Origin of the sequence: Marininema halotolerans (assembly GCF_900116235.1) — a bacterium.
GTDB lineage: Bacteria > Bacillota > Bacilli > Thermoactinomycetales > DSM-45169 > Marininema > Marininema halotolerans.
Window position 1 is genome coordinate 176,234 of sequence record NZ_FPAA01000002.1, and the last position, 19,733, is coordinate 195,966.

The 19,733-nt window shown below is 44.5% G+C and carries 14 protein-coding genes; 3 read left to right on the forward strand and 11 right to left on the reverse strand.

All coding sequences use genetic code 11. From position 1 onward, the window contains the following. Positions 1 to 135 precede the first annotated feature (135 nt). A complete protein-coding gene (locus tag CHX35_RS03200; protein WP_176391852.1) occupies positions 136 to 1,443 on the forward strand; it encodes a helix-turn-helix domain-containing protein in 1,308 nt (435 codons plus the stop codon). Positions 1,444 to 1,534: 91 nt separating this feature from the next. Here the strand turns inward: CHX35_RS03200 and CHX35_RS03205 are convergent, their stop codons facing one another. After that, positions 1,535 to 2,632: a S8 family peptidase gene (locus CHX35_RS03205; RefSeq protein ID WP_091833831.1), complete on the reverse strand. Its 1,098-nt coding sequence runs from the start codon at positions 2,630 to 2,632 to the stop codon at positions 1,535 to 1,537. A 174-nt stretch (positions 2,633 to 2,806) separates the two neighbouring features. Between CHX35_RS03205 and CHX35_RS03210 the strand changes: the two genes are divergently transcribed. Next, a complete protein-coding gene (locus CHX35_RS03210; protein ID WP_091833833.1) occupies positions 2,807 to 4,360 on the forward strand; it encodes a Na+/H+ antiporter NhaC family protein in 1,554 nt (517 codons plus the stop codon). 49 nt (positions 4,361 to 4,409) lie between these two features. Here the strand turns inward: CHX35_RS03210 and CHX35_RS17400 are convergent, their stop codons facing one another. The 7 genes from CHX35_RS17400 to CHX35_RS03230 all read right to left on the reverse strand — a co-directional run bounded on the left by CHX35_RS17400 (position 4,410) and on the right by CHX35_RS03230 (position 9,664). Beyond that, positions 4,410 to 4,556, reverse strand: coding sequence for a hypothetical protein (locus CHX35_RS17400; protein ID WP_176391853.1), 147 nt, complete (start codon positions 4,554 to 4,556; stop codon positions 4,410 to 4,412). Positions 4,557 to 4,621: 65 nt separating this feature from the next. Further along, a complete protein-coding gene (gene abc-f / locus CHX35_RS03215; RefSeq protein ID WP_245838600.1) occupies positions 4,622 to 6,274 on the reverse strand; it encodes a ribosomal protection-like ABC-F family protein in 1,653 nt (550 codons plus the stop codon). Between the two features lie 93 nt (positions 6,275 to 6,367). Then, on the reverse strand, positions 6,368 to 6,493 hold the full coding sequence (locus CHX35_RS17965; RefSeq protein ID WP_281252044.1) for a hypothetical protein: 126 nt from the start codon (positions 6,491 to 6,493) through the stop codon (positions 6,368 to 6,370). Positions 6,494 to 6,606: 113 nt separating this feature from the next. After that, entirely contained in the window at positions 6,607 to 7,236 is a 630-nt protein-coding gene (locus tag CHX35_RS03220; protein ID WP_091833836.1) for a sterol desaturase family protein, read from the reverse strand. 123 nt (positions 7,237 to 7,359) lie between these two features. Further along, a complete protein-coding gene (locus tag CHX35_RS17405) occupies positions 7,360 to 7,518 on the reverse strand; it encodes a hypothetical protein (protein ID WP_176391854.1) in 159 nt (52 codons plus the stop codon). Positions 7,519 to 7,575: 57 nt separating this feature from the next. Then, positions 7,576 to 8,262, reverse strand: coding sequence for a DNA/RNA nuclease SfsA (sfsA, locus tag CHX35_RS03225; RefSeq protein WP_091833839.1), 687 nt, complete (start codon positions 8,260 to 8,262; stop codon positions 7,576 to 7,578). A 55-nt stretch (positions 8,263 to 8,317) separates the two neighbouring features. After that, positions 8,318 to 9,664, reverse strand: a complete 1,347-nt coding sequence (locus CHX35_RS03230) for a helix-turn-helix domain-containing protein (RefSeq protein WP_091833842.1) — start codon at positions 9,662 to 9,664, stop codon at positions 8,318 to 8,320. 183 nt (positions 9,665 to 9,847) lie between these two features. Here CHX35_RS03230 and CHX35_RS03235 point away from each other — a divergent pair, with 183 nt between their 5' ends. Continuing rightward, positions 9,848 to 15,670 carry a carboxypeptidase regulatory-like domain-containing protein gene (locus CHX35_RS03235; RefSeq protein WP_091833845.1) on the forward strand — a complete coding sequence of 1,941 codons (5,823 nt, stop codon included), beginning with the start codon at positions 9,848 to 9,850 and terminating at the stop codon, positions 15,668 to 15,670. Between the two features lie 111 nt (positions 15,671 to 15,781). Here the strand turns inward: CHX35_RS03235 and trhO are convergent, their stop codons facing one another. From trhO to CHX35_RS03250, 3 genes are all read right to left on the reverse strand, one after another. Next, the gene (trhO, locus tag CHX35_RS03240) at positions 15,782 to 16,693 is read right to left on the reverse strand and encodes an oxygen-dependent tRNA uridine(34) hydroxylase TrhO (RefSeq protein WP_091833848.1); all 912 of its coding nucleotides are present in this window, start codon (positions 16,691 to 16,693) and stop codon (positions 15,782 to 15,784) included. A 127-nt stretch (positions 16,694 to 16,820) separates the two neighbouring features. Then, positions 16,821 to 17,144, reverse strand: a complete 324-nt coding sequence (locus tag CHX35_RS03245; protein WP_091833851.1) for a metal-sensitive transcriptional regulator — start codon at positions 17,142 to 17,144, stop codon at positions 16,821 to 16,823. 44 nt (positions 17,145 to 17,188) lie between these two features. Further along, positions 17,189 to 19,600: a heavy metal translocating P-type ATPase gene (locus CHX35_RS03250; protein ID WP_091833854.1), complete on the reverse strand. Its 2,412-nt coding sequence runs from the start codon at positions 19,598 to 19,600 to the stop codon at positions 17,189 to 17,191. Positions 19,601 to 19,733: the final 133 nt, after the last annotated feature.

The following is a 19,733-nucleotide window of genomic DNA, read 5'->3' on the forward strand; positions in this document are numbered from 1 at the left end:
AATTTTTATTATTATTCCGTTTTTTAACCACCATACAAAAAAACATCACAAAAAAACCTTCGAATGATTTCCAATTTTCTACTTTTGGTATAAAATAGCCATGTCTTACAAGAATTGAGATGGAAGGTGATTATGATGAACACATTTGAGATTCAAGAGATTGGCGAAATTATTCGAAAAGTACGGAAGGAAAAAGGGTTACGCTTAGAAGATCTGGCAGACGAAAATATCTCCCCTGCTACTATCAGTAATATTGAACGAGGAATTCCCCATGTTAATCCACAACGTGCGACTTATCTATTAGAGAAGTTAGACATCCGATTAGAGGATATCCCCCATCTTATTATTCAAGAACAAGAAGCATTGCATGAGTTAACATTTCAGTTATTTATGATTGAAACCATGCGTGACGCAGGCAATATTGATGATGCACTCCAACAATTAAAAACATTGCAATTAGATGATAGCCACCCTTATGCGGCCAACATCTATTTTTTAACAGGAACCTGTTTCAATCAGTTACAACAGCTTGAAAAAGCACAACGATGCTTATTTGATGCCATCCGCCTCTCCAGTCAAAGTCCCTATGGAAAGAAAAGTAATATTGAAGCGGCTAGCTTTTATGTGTTAGGAATGATTAGTTCCCAGAACCATCAAACCGAGCAAGCATTGGATTATATTGAAAGTGGTCTAGGGGCCTTTAAAGAGGGGGAAGAAAAAAAACACTTAAAGGTTAAACTGATCGAGAAAAAAGTCGGCTTTCTAGAAAAATTAGGGAGGGTAGGCGAAGCATTAAAACTTATTGAAGATTATTGGGATCCCATGTTGATGTCCCATGATATAAATGTGATTCTTGGATTTTATGGGTGGCGCGCGGAACTATTGTCTCGTTTACGTCAATTTGATTTAGCCGCTAATTATTGTAATGAAGGGATTTCAATTGCTAGGATTAACGGTCATCCCCATCAATTATTCACATTATGGAATCGTTTAGCAGATATTCATCACAGAAATATGGATGCTACAAAGGCGGAAGATTGCTATCAGATTGCCTTATCCATTAAAAGCAAAAAAATTCAACCAAGTGATATCGCCCGCACACAGCTGAACCTCTCCACCCTATATATGAAACAACAACGCTTTAAGGAAAGTTACCATGTTATAAATGAAGCTTTATTTCTATTTAAGCAAATGAATGAAATACCGGGTTTAGTGGATACACTGATCCTCTTGGGTAAATACCACGGAATTCAGGATGATCAACAAACTGCGATTTCCTATTTACAAGAAGCACTAACCATATCCGATCAATATAAGCTAACGGATAAAAAAGTGAATATTCTTTTTCTTCTAGCGCAATGCTGGGAGTTCATTGATAAACAAGAGTTCCACTCCTGCTTAACAACCATGTATCAAGTAAAATACAAGGGAGTCTCCGAATAATTTGCAAACATCGAAAAATAAACCTCCTAGTTAAGAGGTTTATCAATAAAGAATTCTTTTCGGAATAGAAGATCGGGATCTTCGCTTAGCGTCAACTACGTACGGATAGATTGGCATTAATTCGACCGTAAGTGGTCCCAGGAATGCTTCGATTGGAAGTTTGTTGGATGGCACGTCGGATTTGCACATTATTTCGTCCCTGACTGGCCAGCAAGCCAGCCAATCCCGTCACAAAGGGGGTGGACATTGAAGTTCCTGTTTTGAATCCATATCCACTGCCGACTGTTGTCGAGAGAATATTAACACCTGGAGCCGCAACGTCTACCCAGCTCCCAAAATTCGAAAACGAGGCCCGGCGATCTCTTGCATTTGTTGCTGCCACAGCAATCACATTGGTATAGAATGCAGGATATTCCGGAACGCTACTCGCATTGTTGCCTGCAGCAGCAACGACAACCACCCCTCTTTGCCAGGCTGTATTGACTGCATTTTGCAAGGTTGCGCTGGTGTTTGGCCCGCCAAGGCTCAAATTGATCACCTTTGCTCCCCGTTGAACGGAATATAAAATCCCTCTCGCGACATCAAATAACGTACCTACGCCTTGACTGTTTAATACTTTGACTGGCAAGATCCGTATATTAAATCCGGTTCCAGCTACACCGATTCCATTATTCGTTGCAGCAGCAGCAATTCCAGCCACATGGGTACCATGACCATTATTATCATTCGTATTGGTATTACCAGAGATAAAATTAAACCCACGCAATAACTTGGTTCGTAAATCAGGATGATTTGTTTGGACACCTGTATCAACAATTGCCACAAAAACCGCTCTTCTCCCACGGGTCACATTCCAAGCCAAGGGAGCATTAATTTGTCGCAGTCCATATTGCCGAGGAAAGAGGGGATCATTCGGAATAAAACTTGCCTTCATGAGATAGTTTGGTTCAGCAAATTCAACCATATGATGATTAACTAGATGCTTCCACGAATCCTCAATGTGGCGTTTAATACGAACTCTTGCTACTCCACCTACATTCCCGGGCATGGGGTGACCTTCTACTTTTCCTAATAACGAATAAATATCCTTTTTTGAAGCATGCGCATGAAATTTGACTAACAATTCACCTTGCACGTACTTATGCGTCAAAGAATGGTTTAGGTTTCCATTCCGATTCCCTTTGGGCATACAGCATCTTCCTTCAATATGATTACATCATTTTCTTTCAATCTATGAATGTCATGATGCAATCGGAAAGGCAGATAGCACTTGAATTGCCCTTGAAAAATAAAATCCGCGCATGTTCCTGACCTTTTGGAGCAGATTATTAGGGGTATCGTCCTAGAGAAAAGAGGAAGATAGATGCACCCTACCTTTTGGTCGCTCCTCCCTTTTTTAACCGTTATACCTGTTGCTCTGCTCACACGCCAGGTTTTGCCTGGACTCGTAGTAGGTCTATTGATTGGTTCGTATATGATGCAACCTCATATTCTTGGTGGATTGGATGCAGCCGTTTTTTATCTATTGAAAGAAATTGCTGTTTCCAACAATGTTCGTTTACTGGTCTTCCTTTATGGCTTTGGTTCATTTGTGGGATTGATCAGGGTGACGGGTGGCGTTGCTGGTTTTGCTAATTGGATGAACCAACGTATTCAAACAGTGCGTGGCGCCTTTATCCTTACATGGCTCTCCTCCTTAGCCACGTTTATGGCACCTGATTTTCGCATTATTACGGTAGGGCCTGTCATGCAACGAGTTTTTCAGCGTTTGAAGGTTCCTGACTCTAAAGTTGCCTTTATTATTGATGCAACATCCACTCCTTTAATTGCATTAACTCCGATTGGCACTGCATTTGTTGGATACATGGTGGGGCTGATTGCCAGTTCCGCTCGCCATATACGGTTGGGGGAAACTGCCTACGAGATTTTACTACAAAGCCTTCCTTACAATTTTTTTGCAATCCTCATGTTGCTCTATGCGCTGTATCTCACATTTTTCACAGGCAATAAGGATACGTGTCAATCCGAGGATCAAGAGAATCAAAAGGATTGCCCCCCTACAATTCAGACACCTTTTCGCGCTTCACCTCAGGTTGCCTATATGAATCAATTGCGAGAAACACCGCAAGACACAATAAAAGAAAAAACACCACAAAAAAAAATATCCGGCGCGAGTAGTGAACACGAACCCGATAGCGATTTTCCTGATCCGATCGAAATTGTTTCCGAAACTGTAACCCCACGTGCCATTCACCTAGTCGTACCCCTGTTGGTTCTTCTTTGCCTCACCTTTCTCCTAACATGGTGGGACGGCGCATCAAAAGCATCGACATTTTGGGGTGCCCTCATTAAAGCCGATGCAAGTAAAGCAATGTTGGAAGCCATCTTCATTACACTTTTGCTAATGATGATTTGGTACACGCTGTTCAGACAACCATTAGCTCGGCTCTTGTTTGGTTTTATGCAAGGGGGCAACGAGATGATGGGAGTCAATCTTTTACTTGCCCTCGTCTGGGCATTAACCGCGGTTTCAACCGATCTTGGATTCATTCCCTATACCAAAAATCTAATTGGTTCATCCCTACCTGCCCTTTGGTTAACCCCCGCATTCTTTCTCATTGGATGTGTGATTGCATACATTCTAGGTTCTAGTTTTGGGTCATGGGCAATTTTGATGCCCCTTGGTTTCTCTCTCGCCGCAGGTACCGCTGTCCCTCTACCTTTAATTGCAGGCGCGGTCTTTGCTAGTGGGACATTTGGCGGCTTCGCTTCCCTTCTAAGTGATAACACTGTCGCAATGGCTACTGTCATGAAACTACCTTTAATGAAATATTCCCGTATGAAATTAAAAGCTTCACTTCTTGTGGGTATCGCAAGCCTTCTCCTATATGTCGCCGTCAGTTGGATAATTACATGAACTTCCTCCTTTAACTAAAAAACACCCGTCAACCTTCGACGGGTGTTCTTTATATGAGATCCTTCCACTTATTCCGTTGATCAAAACTTCGCTTGGATAGCGCTTCCGGTTGTGATTCTAAATCAGGATTGATTTCCCCATCGAAATCTTCATGCAATCCTTCGGACAACGGTTTCCCTTCTTCAAGATCGAACATAGGGAACACCTCCTTATCCGATTCATTCCCTCTTTACAAAAAAAGTAAACCGTTATTCAGACACCTTACCATTTGATTCGATTCGTTGATTGATTTCTTTTTTCCCTTGCCTCATCGTAATTCCCTTCGAAGCGTTGCAATGCCCCTTTTTCAAGCCAATAGACGGGTGAAAATAAACGATTTAAAAACCAGCGGTCATGGGAAACTGCCAGGATTGTTCCATCGAATTCCATCAAGGCTTCTTCCAGCGCTTCTCTAGCATCAATATCCAAATGATTGGTTGGTTCGTCCAGAATGAGAAAATTAACACCTTGATACATTAATTGTGCCAAACGCAGTCTCATGCGTTCACCACCACTTAAATGATGAACGGGACGAAATACCGCATACCCATAAAACAAAAACTTCGCCAATAGATGCCTTGCTTCACCCTCTTCCACAGGCACCTCTTCACGAAAGGCTTCAAGCACAGTCATTTGGCTATCTCCTTCCCAACCTACCTGGGACAGATAACCCACTTTCACACCACTTCCTACTCGAATTTCTCCTATATCCGGTTCCATTTGCGATGTTGCCATTCGTAATAACGTTGTTTTTCCCGAGCCATTTCCCCCTACGATTGCCACACGATCACGAAAGCGAACTCTTAAATCCACAGCCTCTAGCACAATACGTTCCCCGAACCATTTTGAAACATCCTCTGCTATCAGCACATCATTTCCACTTCGCATCTCCATTTCAAAGCGAAGACCGATTTTTTTCCGTTCAAGTACGGGTTTCTTTCGTTGCTCAATACGCTGTAACGCCTTCTCCATACTCGAAGCTCGCCGATGCATTCCATCATTTGGTGGATTGGCTCGGTTTGCCCATTCGCGAAGCCGTTTAATCGCTTCCTTCATCTTTTTTATTTTTTTCTGTTGCTCTTGATAGGCTTCAAACTCCAGAAGAAGGCGCTTTTCCTTTTCCTTTACAAAGAAAGAGTATCCCCCTTCATAAAGGACGAGTTCGCCACCCTCCAAATCAAAAATGCGGTGCACAACTCGATCTAAAAATGTGCGGTCATGGGAAACAACGATCACGGTTGCAGGTATTCGACTCAAATAATCTTCCAACCACTCCACTGCAGCAAGATCCAGATGGTTTGTTGGCTCATCCAACAACAAGAGATCCGGCTCTTGAAGCAAAATACGTGCAAGACCTACCTTTGTTTTTTCGCCCCCACTTAAGGTATGAAAGGGAGTATCGAGCATCTTCTCCGCAAAACCTAGTCCATGGGCTACTTTCCGCACCTTGGCCTCATTCTCATAACCACCTGCTCGTTCAAAAGCTTCTTGAGTAAGTTGAAAACGTGCCAACAAGCGCGTCAGTTTCTCTGGTGCAAGTAACGGATCCCCCATTCGGTTTGAGAGATCATCCATCTCTATTTGAAGGGATTGTGTTGCTACAAAAGCATCCAACAATGCCTCTCGAATACTCACTTCCTTTGTAAATGAGGGGACCTGAGCAAGGTAGCCAATTCTCGCTCCTTTGCGATGAAAAATTTCTCCCCGATCAGGTGTTTCTTCTTTTGCTAACATCCGTAGCAATGTGGTTTTACCACATCCATTGGGTCCAACCCAACCTATTTTTTCCCCTTCGTGGATATCCATTGTTATATTTTCAATCACCCAGTGGGTTCCAATTTGTTTGCCAACTTGATTCGTTGCACAAATAATCATAGGACATTCTCCTTTTTAGGGAACACAAAAAGCCACAGGTAAGCCCTGTGGCTTCGCAAATCCCGTACATTTTTGCGGAGCGGTGAAGGAAGCTTACGTGTTATCCCGGTTCCTATTGCTAAATTTGGACACAGCTATCCCGTTGGCAACTTTCCGATAAGTAATATCAGAAACCACAACAGTAAACCAGTCCATCACGCTCAAGGTTCCGGTTCGCACGCTTCCTTCACTCCTTTCGTCCTATCAATGGTTTAATTATATCCGATGGGTTCAATCATCTGCAAGTAGCACTTGATGCTTTCAAATCAAACGTAAACCGTAAGCGCTTACATTTAACCTACGTCTTGTGTAGACCGTCCCTCTAAGTCCCTCACTGAATCGCTTCGTTTTGTTTCTTTTTCGGAAGGATAGGTTCCCATCGCTTTATCCATCAAGGGATTGGTCACCCCGTACCAGAATTTTTCATTCTTAAAATGATGCCACAGGTGCATTTTTTTCATGTACCTCCCCCAAGGGAACCAGGGTTTAATTGGGCGGTGAGCGATGTAATGCTTCCATTCATAATAGAGAAGGTATCCAATCACCCCGACACTATAGGCAACGGTTACAATCCCATCCCTTGTAATCCCGTATACGATCGCAGAAGTAAAGGCAATCAAAGGAATGCTATACCACACAGGAAGAAAAAGTAGCTTCAAGTCATTTGGATCCACATGATGATCATAGTGCAATCGCTTTAACAATTTTAGGAAGTGTGGATTCTTAGGGGGTTTTAGATGAAACAGAAACCGATGGATGAGGTATTCACTCATGGCATAGCCAATCATCCCTACTCCAATACCCACCCAAACCGCCCACCGTTCTGTACTCGGAGCAATGATTGCAATCCCTACAATGAAAAGCAATCCCATGATAACAATATCCGGGAAAGTAAAAAACTCTTTGAAGTATTTTCGATTCATACCAAGTCACACCTCCTTTACTCATCATATCACACTATTACTCCTATTCAGATGAGGAGTGTCGTACACACTTTTTCCCATAAAAAAAGCCACAGTTTGTGGCCTTTTCACTCGAATACCCTCTTAGGTGCTTGGACGGTCTGGACCTTCTAACTTTTTGTCGCCAGCGCCATCTGCATTAACTTGAATCCCGTTTCGAACATCCTTTGCTTCTGCTTCCATCCGTTGTTGCTCGCCACTGCCTTGACGAACTTCTTTATGACTCCGGGATTGCTGTTTCATGATAACGCCTCCTTTTCGCCCATAGCTTCCCCAAGGACCATCATTCCATACGAAGGTTCATAAGCGAATTGGTATCGCTTGATTAAGCTCAATTCCCTCTTGATTGACGGTACAATCATAAGCACGCAGTTCAATTCCCGCCTGCTTAGCTTTTTTCAGCGCTTCTGCAAAAAGGGGATCAACAGCTTCAAGGGGAGTAAAGTATGTAACCCCCTTCATAAAAATAATAAAGACGACCATCCCTCGCTTACCTTCTTCTGTTGCCCTGATCAATTCACCGATATGTTTTCTTCCCCGAAGAGTTGGCGCATCGGGAAACATTGCTACACCATCTTCTTCATAAGTCACACATTTCACTTCGATAAAAGTAGAAAATTCTCCCTCGAAGGTAAAATCAATCCGACTTTCCCCTATCTTCACCTCACGCTGCAAAGTGCCATCGATCCCCCTCACTTTTCCAAGTTGTACTCCATCCTCAAAAACCCGATTGGCTAAGGCTGAATAGACACATACCCACTGCCCTTGTTTCCTAATAAGGGTAAGACTAAAGCGATGCTTTCGCTTTGAATTATTTGAACGTACTAATAAGACTTCCGTTCCTGGAGCTAAAAGACCACTCATCCGACCCGTATTGGGTACATGTACCGTTTCGAGAACCCCTTCAATTTCAACGATTGCTTGAAAGCGATTGGGACGTTCTTTAAAAATCCCGATGATTGTCTCTCCACTCCATAACACAGCCATATTCTTACCTCCTATGTATGACAACAAGCAAAAGGATTATTTGTATCCTTTTGTATTAAGAAAGGGAACCATCGATTTTTTCATCCCCAATCCCCTCTTGATCGAGCAACTGATCCTGTACCTGAAACATTTGTACTGTACACCGTTGAAATTCCTCAACATTTCGTTCTTTATAACATTTCGCCAGCTGATACCATGCTTGATATTCTTGTTCGTGATCGTCAAATTGTTGTGCCAATTCAATTCCTCGACGCAAATAGGAAATCGCCTCAGTGATGTTCCCTCGTTTTAAGAGACAACTTCCCATGGATATGATGGATGCCGTTAGATTTTGCGGGCTATTCATCGCTTCCGATTTATCAATGGCCATTTTTAAAATCTTTTCTGCTTCGACCCATTTTTTCAGTTCAATATACAGGGAGCCCATTTGAATACATGCACGCACATAACTCCCATGACCTCGATCCTCTTCTGGAATCGTCATGCCAATTTGAAAGCATTTTTCCGCCTTTGTGTACTCTTTTCTCATCGTGTATATGCTTCCTAACACCACCCAAAAATCAAAAACAAAGGTGGGTTTATCATTTAACCCCGCTAATTTCATTCCTTCTTCTCCATAATAAATGGCCTCATCAAGGGATCCACTTTTTCGAAGTAACTCCGCTCGGATACAGTACAGGCCAAGAATGGTATCCATCTTCTTGATATGGTCGATATCCTCCCATACCTCCTCTACCACTTTCAGCCCATCCATGACACGATCCATTCGTTCCAAATAAAAGGCTTTATTTCGCATCAATATATGTTTGATATATGTACGTTCACCCTTAGGGTTAAATACTTGAAGGCCATGTTCGGTATATTTCAACGCTGCATCTAGGTCATTTCGATAATAACAACAAATACTTAATGCATTAAATGTATACGCTTCGATATTATCGGCTTGGGCTAACGGACTATGTGCTGCCAACCGGATTGCATTGGTTAGTTCTCTTTCAGCACGCCGGTGATTCTTTTCATTTAGATAGCAGACACCCTTGAGCCAGTAAATTTCCATTGCATAGGGATGATCATCCGGCTTTTCAATTTTCTCCAATTCGAGGAGTGCTTGACGATTCTGTCCAATCCGTTTTAAGGACTCAATTGCATTCAGCTGAAACCGTAATTCTTCCAATTTTTTTTGTTCTCCAAGCATTAACTGAGGAAGTTTCTCCATGGATACATTTAATTTCTCTAATAGATAGGTTAGTTTTTCTTGTTTTACATGGGGGACGCCTCGTTCTAAATTACTAATGGTTGCCGGAGAAATGTTTTCATCGGCAACATCGTCAATTCGCAATCCTCGTTCCTTTCTGATCTTACGAATGATCTCACCGATTTCATGTACGCCGACGGTGGACATAAAATCTCTCCCCTTCCGTTCACATCAATGACTTTATCATAGAACATGTCCCAGAAATGGCAAATGAATTTTCCATGAGAAGAGTGCGTTGGATTATCGCCCCCTTGTACCTTCCTTCGCACTTCCACATATAGTGTATCGATTACCCACCCACCCGTTTATCACAATAGGGAGTGAACATGAATGCTTTTCCCAAGTTCGATCCAGTTTCAACCCATCCCCTTTCAAGGGTCCGTCCTATTTGATCATATTGGGGATATTAATCCAAAGGAAACAGATATTGTAGGAACCACCCAATTTCCCGCAGCCTACTACGCCTTCGATGGAACCCATGCTTTTTTTCGATTACGCCTGAATGCCGATCCACGCCTCAAAACAGGATTTACACAATTTGCCTGGGGACTTTTATTTGAAACCGATGGCAATCCTGCCACTTATGAATGGGTACTCGCAATTGATGGATTAAACGAACGGTTAGATTTAATTAAAAACACCCATCCGATCCCCAATACGTGGAATGATCCCGCTGAAGGAACCGATGGGAAAGGAACACCCAATTTTAGCCTACCAATTATCAACTATGATATTGCCCGAGTCACTGTCGCGGACTCGAATTTTGATGGGGATCCCGACTATTTTCTTGACTTTTTTATTGCTTCGTCCACCTTATTCTCATTTCTTGGGATCACCGCAGCGACACAGATTCGAACGCTCTTTTTCACTGCGACAAATAACAATAACTACAATAAGGATTCCCTGCAATTCAATGAAGGATATGCCTTTCAGAATGCTTCTTCTGATTTACTCACGTTTAATCAAGCAGATGTGCGCGCTAAATTATCTGTAAAAAAACGTATCGTCTCCGGACCTACAACCATTACTGCTGGACAGATTTCAACCTGGACAGAAGAAGTCAACGTAACCAATACAGGCAAAAGTACAGCCACCACCATCTTTGTCCAAATTCCCCTCAAGACGGCGCAGACAGGCAATGTACAGATTACGAGCACGTCCATCGGCACAGCGGTCTATGCCCCCCTGACCCAAATACTTAGTTGGAACATTGGTAACCTTGCTGCAGGGGCCTCTGCCACCCTGTTATTCACTTTTTCCGGCACCTTACAACAAACCGGACAACACTCCCTCGATGAAGTCACCGTCACAGGCGTCGATAGTTTTACAGGGGGAAATACCCCCATTGCATCCGATCAAATTACGATTACATCCAATGCACAACCCACCACCGGCAACATTTCTGGGCTCATTATCGATCAAGCAACTGGCCTTCCCCTACCAGGCGCCACGGTTACCTTATTGGATGCAGGGAATAACCCCGTTGCCTCCACCGTATCCAATGGTGGCGGAAGCTATGGATTCTCCAATATAACACCTGGTTCCTATACCGTGACAGCAACCCTAACAAACTATAGCTTAGGTAGCGCCACAGTCCAAGTGAGTGCAGGGACTGGAACCACACAAAATGTGCTAGTCTCTCCCTTACCCGCAACCGTAAACGGTACCGTCACTGGACAGGGAAGTGGACCCTTACAAGGAGCAGTTGTTCGGTTAATCAATTCACTAGGTGTTGAGACGAACTCAACAACCACCGATGCTGCCGGCTTTTATAGCTTTACTGGACTTCTTCCTATGGCGTATACCCTCTCGGTCAGTTTCCCTAATTTCCAATCGGAGACTCGAGCGATTATTCTCTCTGCCAATGAAACCCAAACCGATAACTTCACCCTCTCTCCCAATCCAGCAACGGTATTCGGTACAGTCACCAATGCCAATAGCGGAGCGACATTAGCCGGGGTACTTGTATCCGTATACACCGCATCCAGTATCCTGATTAGCACCACCACAACCAATGGCGCTGGTAACTATACCATCAACACATTAAGCCCAGGAGCCTATCGGATCCAAGCTAGCATCGCAGGGTTCTCCACTTCATTTCTACGTGTGGATGTGGCAGCAGGTAGTTCCCAACGCATTGATTTCGCACTTCAAGCCAATGCAGGTTTACTCTCTGGATCTGTTACCAATGCCGATTCAGGTTCCCCATTAGCCAGCGCAAGTATCAAAGTGGTTTCCCAAGAAGGCATTACAGTGGCTGAAACTCAATCAGCACTCAATGGTGGTTTCTCAGTGACTGGCTTGTTCCCAGGTGTGTACACAGTCACCATTCAAATGGATGGGTTTGCTTCCAAAACCTTTTCAGTCATTATCGAATCGAATCAAACCACCACGCTCCCTGTCACATTGAATCAACTTGCTGGCACGCTCTCGGGTACCGTACTAGACACAGGGGGAACCCCCCTTGCTGATGTAACCCTACGAGTGTATCTTAACGACACGCTCATCGCTTCGACGATAACCGAAGCAAACGGTAAGTATTTAATAGGAAACCTCGCTCCTGGCATCTATACGACGGTTGCTATTGCCGACGGCTTTTCTCGTGTCAGCCTTGGGGCCATTATTCAGCCCTTCGAAGAAACTGTGCAAAACTTTTTCTTAACGCCCAATACCGGCACTCTAGTAGGAAGGGTGACCGATCAGGCTGGAAACCCGATTGCTGGCGCAGGGTTAAATGTCCGCACGGACATTTCTACCGGTCCCATCATCGCTCGTAGCCTAACAGATTCGGAGGGGCGTTATACGATCCCACTTCTCGGTCCCGGAACCTATGTAATAACCGTTTTTGCAACGGACTATCAAACGGACTTTACTGGGGTTACGATACGCTCTGATCAAGAAACCGTCGTCAATTTTTCATTGTCTCCCAATCCCGCATCCATACAAGGGATCATCACTGATATCAACGGAACGCCCATCACTGGAGGAAACAACGCCATTCGTGTGATCAATTCAGGAGGTGCCTTGGTGGCCATGTCCTTTAGTGACATCAATGGTCAGTATCTCTTTAATCAATTGGCGCCTGGCAATTACAATGTCATTGTTTGTGCACCTGGATTTCAAGTCGCTGGCGGGAGTGTGACCCTCACACCTGGAGAAGAAGAGACCTTGAATTTTCAGTTATTCCCTAATCCTGGTTCCATCCAAGGGTCCGTCCTATCCACTTCAGGCACACCCCTTAGTGGTGCAATTCTTCGCATTACCGATAAAAACGGCGTTTTAATCGCCTATACTCTTGCCGATGAAAACGGTGTATTCATGGTTAATGAACTACCACCCGGCGAATATACGATTAATGCCCATGCAAACCTTTTCCAAAATCAAATTATCGGAGCGATCGTCAACTCCGATGTTATGACCCTTACCCAGATCGTTTTACAACCCAATCCCGGTACTCTGCAAGGAACGGTGAGTCCCGCCACCAATGGCACCCTAGTGAAAATGTACACAGGGGACAATATCTTTTTGGTCACCTTAGTCACCGATCCAAATGGACATTTTTTTATCACCGGGCTTGCTCCCGGGAACTATATATTAACCGCAACCCAACCTGGATTTATCACCCAACGGATTGGAGCCATTGTTAATTCTGATCAAACCACGACGGTAGCGATCTCCCTCGTACCCGAACCAGCGGGAATCACAGGACGTATTACCGATACCAATGGGAATCCCATCAATCAAGCGGTTATTCGTGTCCTGGATCTCAATGAAACCATTCTTGCCACTGCCTTTGCTGATAGTGATGGCCACTATACTCTGGATGGATTACCTTCAGGTATACGGATTATTCAAGTCAGTGCCCCATCCTATAAAAACATATTTGATACGGTAACACTGACTCCTGGCAACACCTTAACAGGCGTCAATTTTACGCTACAACCCAATCCCGGGCAGATTAACGGTCATGTTAGTGACGAGGATACAGGGGATCCCATCTCCAGTGCAACGGTCTTTCTACGAGACAGTGAAGGGGGAATTATCGGAACCGTAACCACCAGTCTATATGGCAATTATATCTTCCAGGATCTTACCCCAGGAAATTATGATGTCATCGCATCAGCGGATGGATTTGAGACGAAAATCATCGGCGCTCCCGTCATCAGTAATATGGAGACAGGAGCCAATGTATCCCTTGCGCCCCTCCCTGGAGCCATCTCGGGTCGCATAATTAATGAACAAGGGAACCCTATTACTGGTAACAACTTGCAAGTCCGTCTCTTTGACAACCATAATCAATTGCTACGCGCGATTGTGGCACAATCCAACGGGACCTTCCTCTTTGATAATTTACGCCCAGACAGCTACTTAATCAATATCACCGTTACCGGTTTTGTGCAGAATACCGCTTCAGCGATTGTCGTTCGCAATATGACGACCCCTTTAACGATTTCCTTACAAAAACAGCCTTCAACGCTAACCGGCCAAGTTGTTAATCGTGTAACGGGCCAAAGCATATCCGGATCCCAATTAAGCCTATATAATAGCAATGATAACATTGTCCTTGCCGAGACGGTCAGTGGTGGAGATGGTCGCTTTCTCTTTAACCGCCTCCCCGAAGGTAGTTTTAATTTAACCGCAGCGGCTAGTGGTTTTGGTGAAGGTTCTATCGGAGTCGTTCTTAACATTGGTGAAACAACCCAAACCGACATTTCATTAATTCCTAACCCAGGTTCTTTATTCGGCTTTGTCACTGCCTTAGATTCTGGGGCTGCTATCCCAGGGGCTACCATTCGCCTTTATGATCCCAAAGGAAGTTTTAACGCAGCGACACCGAGTAATACTCAAGGAGAATATCTCGTTTCTGACCTCGTCCCGGGTACGTATATCGCTATTGCCACCGCCTCTGGATTTCAAAGTCAACTAGGCGGGGCGATCATTACATCTAATCAAACCACTCGTCTCAGCTTTGCTTTAAGCGCTTTACCTGGAGCCATTGATGGTACGGTTACCAATGCGGCCACTTCGAATTCTCTTTCTGAAGCCAGTGTAAAAATTCGACCTTTTAATTCCTTTGGCGTAAGTATCGACTCCATCCTCACCGATAACCAGGGTCAATATGAATTTACCCAGTTACTTCCTGCCAACTATGTCCTTGTCTTTAATAAATCCAATTTTAACGAAGTGACCAACTCAGGAAATGTTCCGCGAGGCGACACAATTACAATCGATGCTGCCCTGAGTCCACAACAAGCTGACAATCTCCCTCCCACTCCATCAACTCCACCGACTCCACCAGAGCCACCCTTTACGCCGACACCTGTCAGCTTAGCCACCATCGAAGGAACCATACGCGACCACCAAACCAATCAGCCACTTATCGACGTCAAAGTGGATCTATTTAGCTTCAATCAATCCCTACTATTCACGACGCAAACCGATGAAAATGGATTTTATCGATTTAGCCAGCTTCGACTTGGGGAGTACACAATCTCAACGAGTAACCCTGGCTATCAAACCGCCTCTGCCACACGCGAATTAACCAGCAGTGAAACGGAAACCATCAATTTATCACTACGGAGAAATCCCGCTCAGATTGAAGGGACAGTACGTAATCAACAAAATCAGGCATTTATCCCGGGTACGACTGTTCAAGCGCTTGACTCCATGGGAGTGTTAGTCAGTGAAACGGTAACCAATGGGGAGGGTTATTTCGCAATGGCTGGGCTCACAGCCGATCGTGTTTCAGTCACTGTCTCCTCTCCTAATTTTGGATCCGCTGCAAAATCATCCAACCCGGATCCCGGCCAAACATCCCGTGTCGATTTTCTTCTCACTCCCTTATTTGGTGCATTACGCGGAACCGTACGGGACGAACGATTAGAACCCATATTTAACGTGCGTATTCAAATCTTTACCGATCCAAGTCGTCCGCCAAAAGGATCCGTAAAGGATACTGAGCCGGTATTGGTACGGATAGTCACCACCAATGCAATTGGCAGGTATTTTGTCAGTAATCTCGCCCCGGGTTGTTATATCGGAGAATACTCCTTCCCTAATAAAGGAACAGCCATTCGCCGTTTTTGTCTTCGCGCAGGTGAAACAAAAGTGATCAATGTCATTCTTTTTGATGGTGGTGTAGAGGAAGAGTAATTGTTTCCATACGTGTTGATGACCCCATCTTTCCTTCTAGCTTAGCTGGAAGGATTTTTTTGTGGTGCCCCCCTTTTCCCCATACAAAAAACACCCGCATGATCGCGGGTGTTATGCTTGCACTTCAGCAGTCTTTGTCGCAGCCTGCGCTTGATCGTTACACAGGTTACAATAACCATCATACTCCCTTGCACACTCTTCACAATTGAAATGAAGATCGTGACAATCGTTATTTGAACAATTGACATAGCGGTGGGTGGGCTGATTACAATGACAGCAACGCCCTTCAACCGTTTCGTTTACCTGATTAATGGTTACAGAAATCCGCTCATCAAAAACAAAGCACTTGCCTTTAAACTTATCTCCTTTTACCGACGCATCCTTACCATACGTGACGATGCCACCTTGCAATTGCGATACGTCAGAAAAACCTTCCTCTAGCATAAAAGCACTCAGTTTTTCACAGCGGATTCCACCCGTACAGTAGGTCAAAATCTTTTTATCTTTTTTATCCCCTAAATTTTCCCGAATCCATTGAGGAAATTCGCGAAAAGAGTCGACATCCGGGCGAATGGCATTTGTAAAATGCCCTAAATCAAATTCATATCCCGTGCGACCATCGAGAATGACTACTTCATCATCTTGCATCGCTTGGTAGAACTCTTCAGGGGAAAGACGTGTTCCTGTCCGTTGATTCGGATCCAGTTCCTTATCGACGCGGAAGGTAACTAACTCTTTCTTATGCCGTACATGCATCTTTTTAAAAGCATGACCTTCATGGGGATCCACCTTAAACTCCATATCTTTAAATCGTGGATCCTGATGCATCGCATCCATATAGGCTTGAGTTGCCTCCACAGGTCCTGAAACGGTCCCATTGATCCCTTCTGAAGCAATGAGAATCCGTCCTTTTAACCCCAACTCATTACAAAAACGAAGGTGTTCATCGGTAACCTTCTCGGGGTCTTCAATCGGTACATAATGATAATATAGAAGCACCTGATAGGGGTGCGCATTCGCCATCGTCATTCCACTCCTTCATTGCCCACAGTAGCAAACTCTTCTCTTCACTATACAATGAGACACCCTTTCATTGTAAACTAATTTTCTTCCAAATGGAAAAGAGCGCCTACTTATTCACACAAAACTGTCACTTTTTCATCAGTCGTTGTATGGTGACCAGCAATTCATCAATTACCTCGTCATCACCCTCACGGACACGCTCAACGACACACTGCTTCATATGTCCTTCGAGTAAGAGACGACTCACACTGTTTAGAGCCGATTGCGCAGCAGCAATTTGTGTCAGGACATCATCACAATAGGTATCTTGATCGATTAAACGACGGACACCTCGAATTTGTCCTTCAATTCGATTGAGACGCGCCGTTAAATTGCTCTTCATCTTTTCGGAATGATGGCTTTTCCGTTCGGTGCTTCCATCCATCCCACACAATTCTTCATCCTTCTCCATAAAGCTCTCCCCCTTTTGACTGATATAATCCTGATTCAATCGTCTTATTTTAACTTCACCCGTTGTAATCGCAAAGCGTTGAGGACGACTGAGACTGAACTAAATGCCATTGCAGCGCCTGCTAACCATGGGGCTAAGAATCCCGCAGCAGCCACAGGGATACCGATGACGTTATACGCCAATGCCCAAAATAGATTTTGTCGAATATTGCTCACTGTTTTTTTACTCATGGCAAATGCATCGGCTACACTTTGCAAATCACCCTTCATGAGGGTAACATCCGCCGCTTCCATCGCAATATCCGTTCCTGTTCCCATAGCCATACCAATATCTGCAGTGACTAAGGCAGGGGCATCATTAATGCCATCCCCAACCATCGCCACTTTATATCCCGATGATTGTAATTTTTTAATTTCTGCTGCTTTTTGTTCCGGAAGCACTCCTGCGATGACTGAAGGAATGCCCACTTCCTCTGCGATGGCTTGTGCAGTACGTTCATTGTCACCCGTTAGCATCCGAACTTCCAGCCCTAATTCTTTTATGCGTGCAATTCCTGCTTTAGAGGATTCCTTCACCGTATCTGCCACGGCGATGATCCCCGCTAATCGCTGATCCACTGCGACCAACATCGCAGTTTTCCCTTCCTCCTCCCAGGTACGAAGGATTGGTTCCGATTGGGAAATCTCAATTCCATATCGCTTCATCAAGCGGCGCGTTCCTACCATTACTTCCTTCGTAGAAACCGTTACGCGTACACCTTCCCCTGGGATTGCGATAAATTCCTCCGGTGAGGTGGGTTGAATTCCCTTCTCCTTCACATTCTGCAAAATCGCCTCAGCTACTGGGTGTTCGGATTCCTTTTCGGCAGAGGCAATCCAATAAAGGAGATCCTCTTCTTTCATCTCAAAGGAATGGACATCGGTCAGCTCGGGTTTTCCTTTGGTAATCGTCCCTGTTTTATCAAACACCACCACATCCATTTGATGGGCAATTTCGATGTGTTCGCCACCCTTAAATAAAACCCCTAGTTCCGCCGCCCGACCCGAACCTGCCATAATGGAAGTCGGTGTTGCCAGACCCAGCGCACAGGGACAAGCAATTACCAACACCGCAATCGTATGATCCAGTGCTTTGGCAAAATTTCCTGGATCTACGGCAAAGAACCCAATTAAAAAAGTGAGCACCGCAATCCCGATCACCACAGGGACAAACACACCTGAAATACGATCAGCAATCCGTTGAATCGGCGCTTTTGATCCTTGTGCTTCCTCAACCACCCGGATAATTTGCGCCAAAGTCGATTCTTCGCCCACTTTCTCTGCTCGAATCCGTAGGGCTCCATTTCCATTTACCGTTGCGCCAATCACCTGATCACCTTGACGCTTTTCAATCGGTAGACTCTCCCCCGTCAACATCGATTCATCAACGGCAGAAACCCCTCGAAGCACTTCACCATCCACTGGAATTTTTTCTCCTGGTTTCACCATAACCAGATCGCCAATCACTACTTCTGATATGGGCACACTCATTTCCTTATCCCCTCGAAGTACAGTGGCTGTATTAGCACGCAGCCCCATCAACTTCTTCAGTGCTTCTGTGGTGCGACCCTTCGCATTTTCTTCTAATAACTTCCCTAACAAGATGAGCGTAATTAGGATTGCACTGGTTTCAAAATAAAGGGGCCCCCCGTGAGATCCATGACCCCAGCCTTGTATTGTAAGGATCAAGCTATAAAAATAAGCCGCTGAGGTTCCAAGTGCCACCAAAACATCCATGTTGGCACTGCCATTTTTTAATGCTTTATACGCTCCGCGATAAAATTGCCAACCGATGATAAACTGAACGGGTGTCGCCAGCAATAATTGAAAACGAGGGTCGTTAAACAGATCAGGAACCCAGATAAATGAAGTAAAAGAAAAATGAGTAACCATGGTCCATACGAGTGGGAAAGAGAGAAGCAATGCGATCAAAAACTTGACTTGTTGCCCCTTCACGTTGCTGTTGGTTTGGCTCGGACTGGTTTCATCTTCCTGCTCACTTCTTATCGTAGCCTCATAACCTAATTGTTCAACCTTTGCGATCAAATCCTTCCTTTGAATCGCCCCAGGGGAATAGGTAACATGCGCTTTTTCCGTAGCCAAGTTCACATGGACCGAATTGACACCTGCTAATTGTTTAAGGCCCTTCTCAATTCGCTGCGCACATGATGCACAAGTCATCCCCTGAATCGATAAGTCGATTTTCTCTTTTACCGTGTCATAACCTAGATCCTTTACTTTGTCTTCCACCTGTGACAAGGTCACTTGGTCTGGATCGTATTGTAAGGAAGCCTTTTCCGTCGCTAAATTCACATGAACCGACGCAATCCCTTCCATCTGACTAATTCCTTTTTCAATGCGATTCGCACAAGCCGCACAAGTCATCCCGCTGATTTGCAGCGTCGTTTTTTTGTCCATCATCACACCTCCATATACCCCTATAGGGTATGTATTTCATCAAAGAAAAAACCGACCCCGGTATCGTGTAAGGTTTTTTCCTTTTGTAAATTCCTAATACAAAAATCATAACATACCCCTATGGGGTATTCAA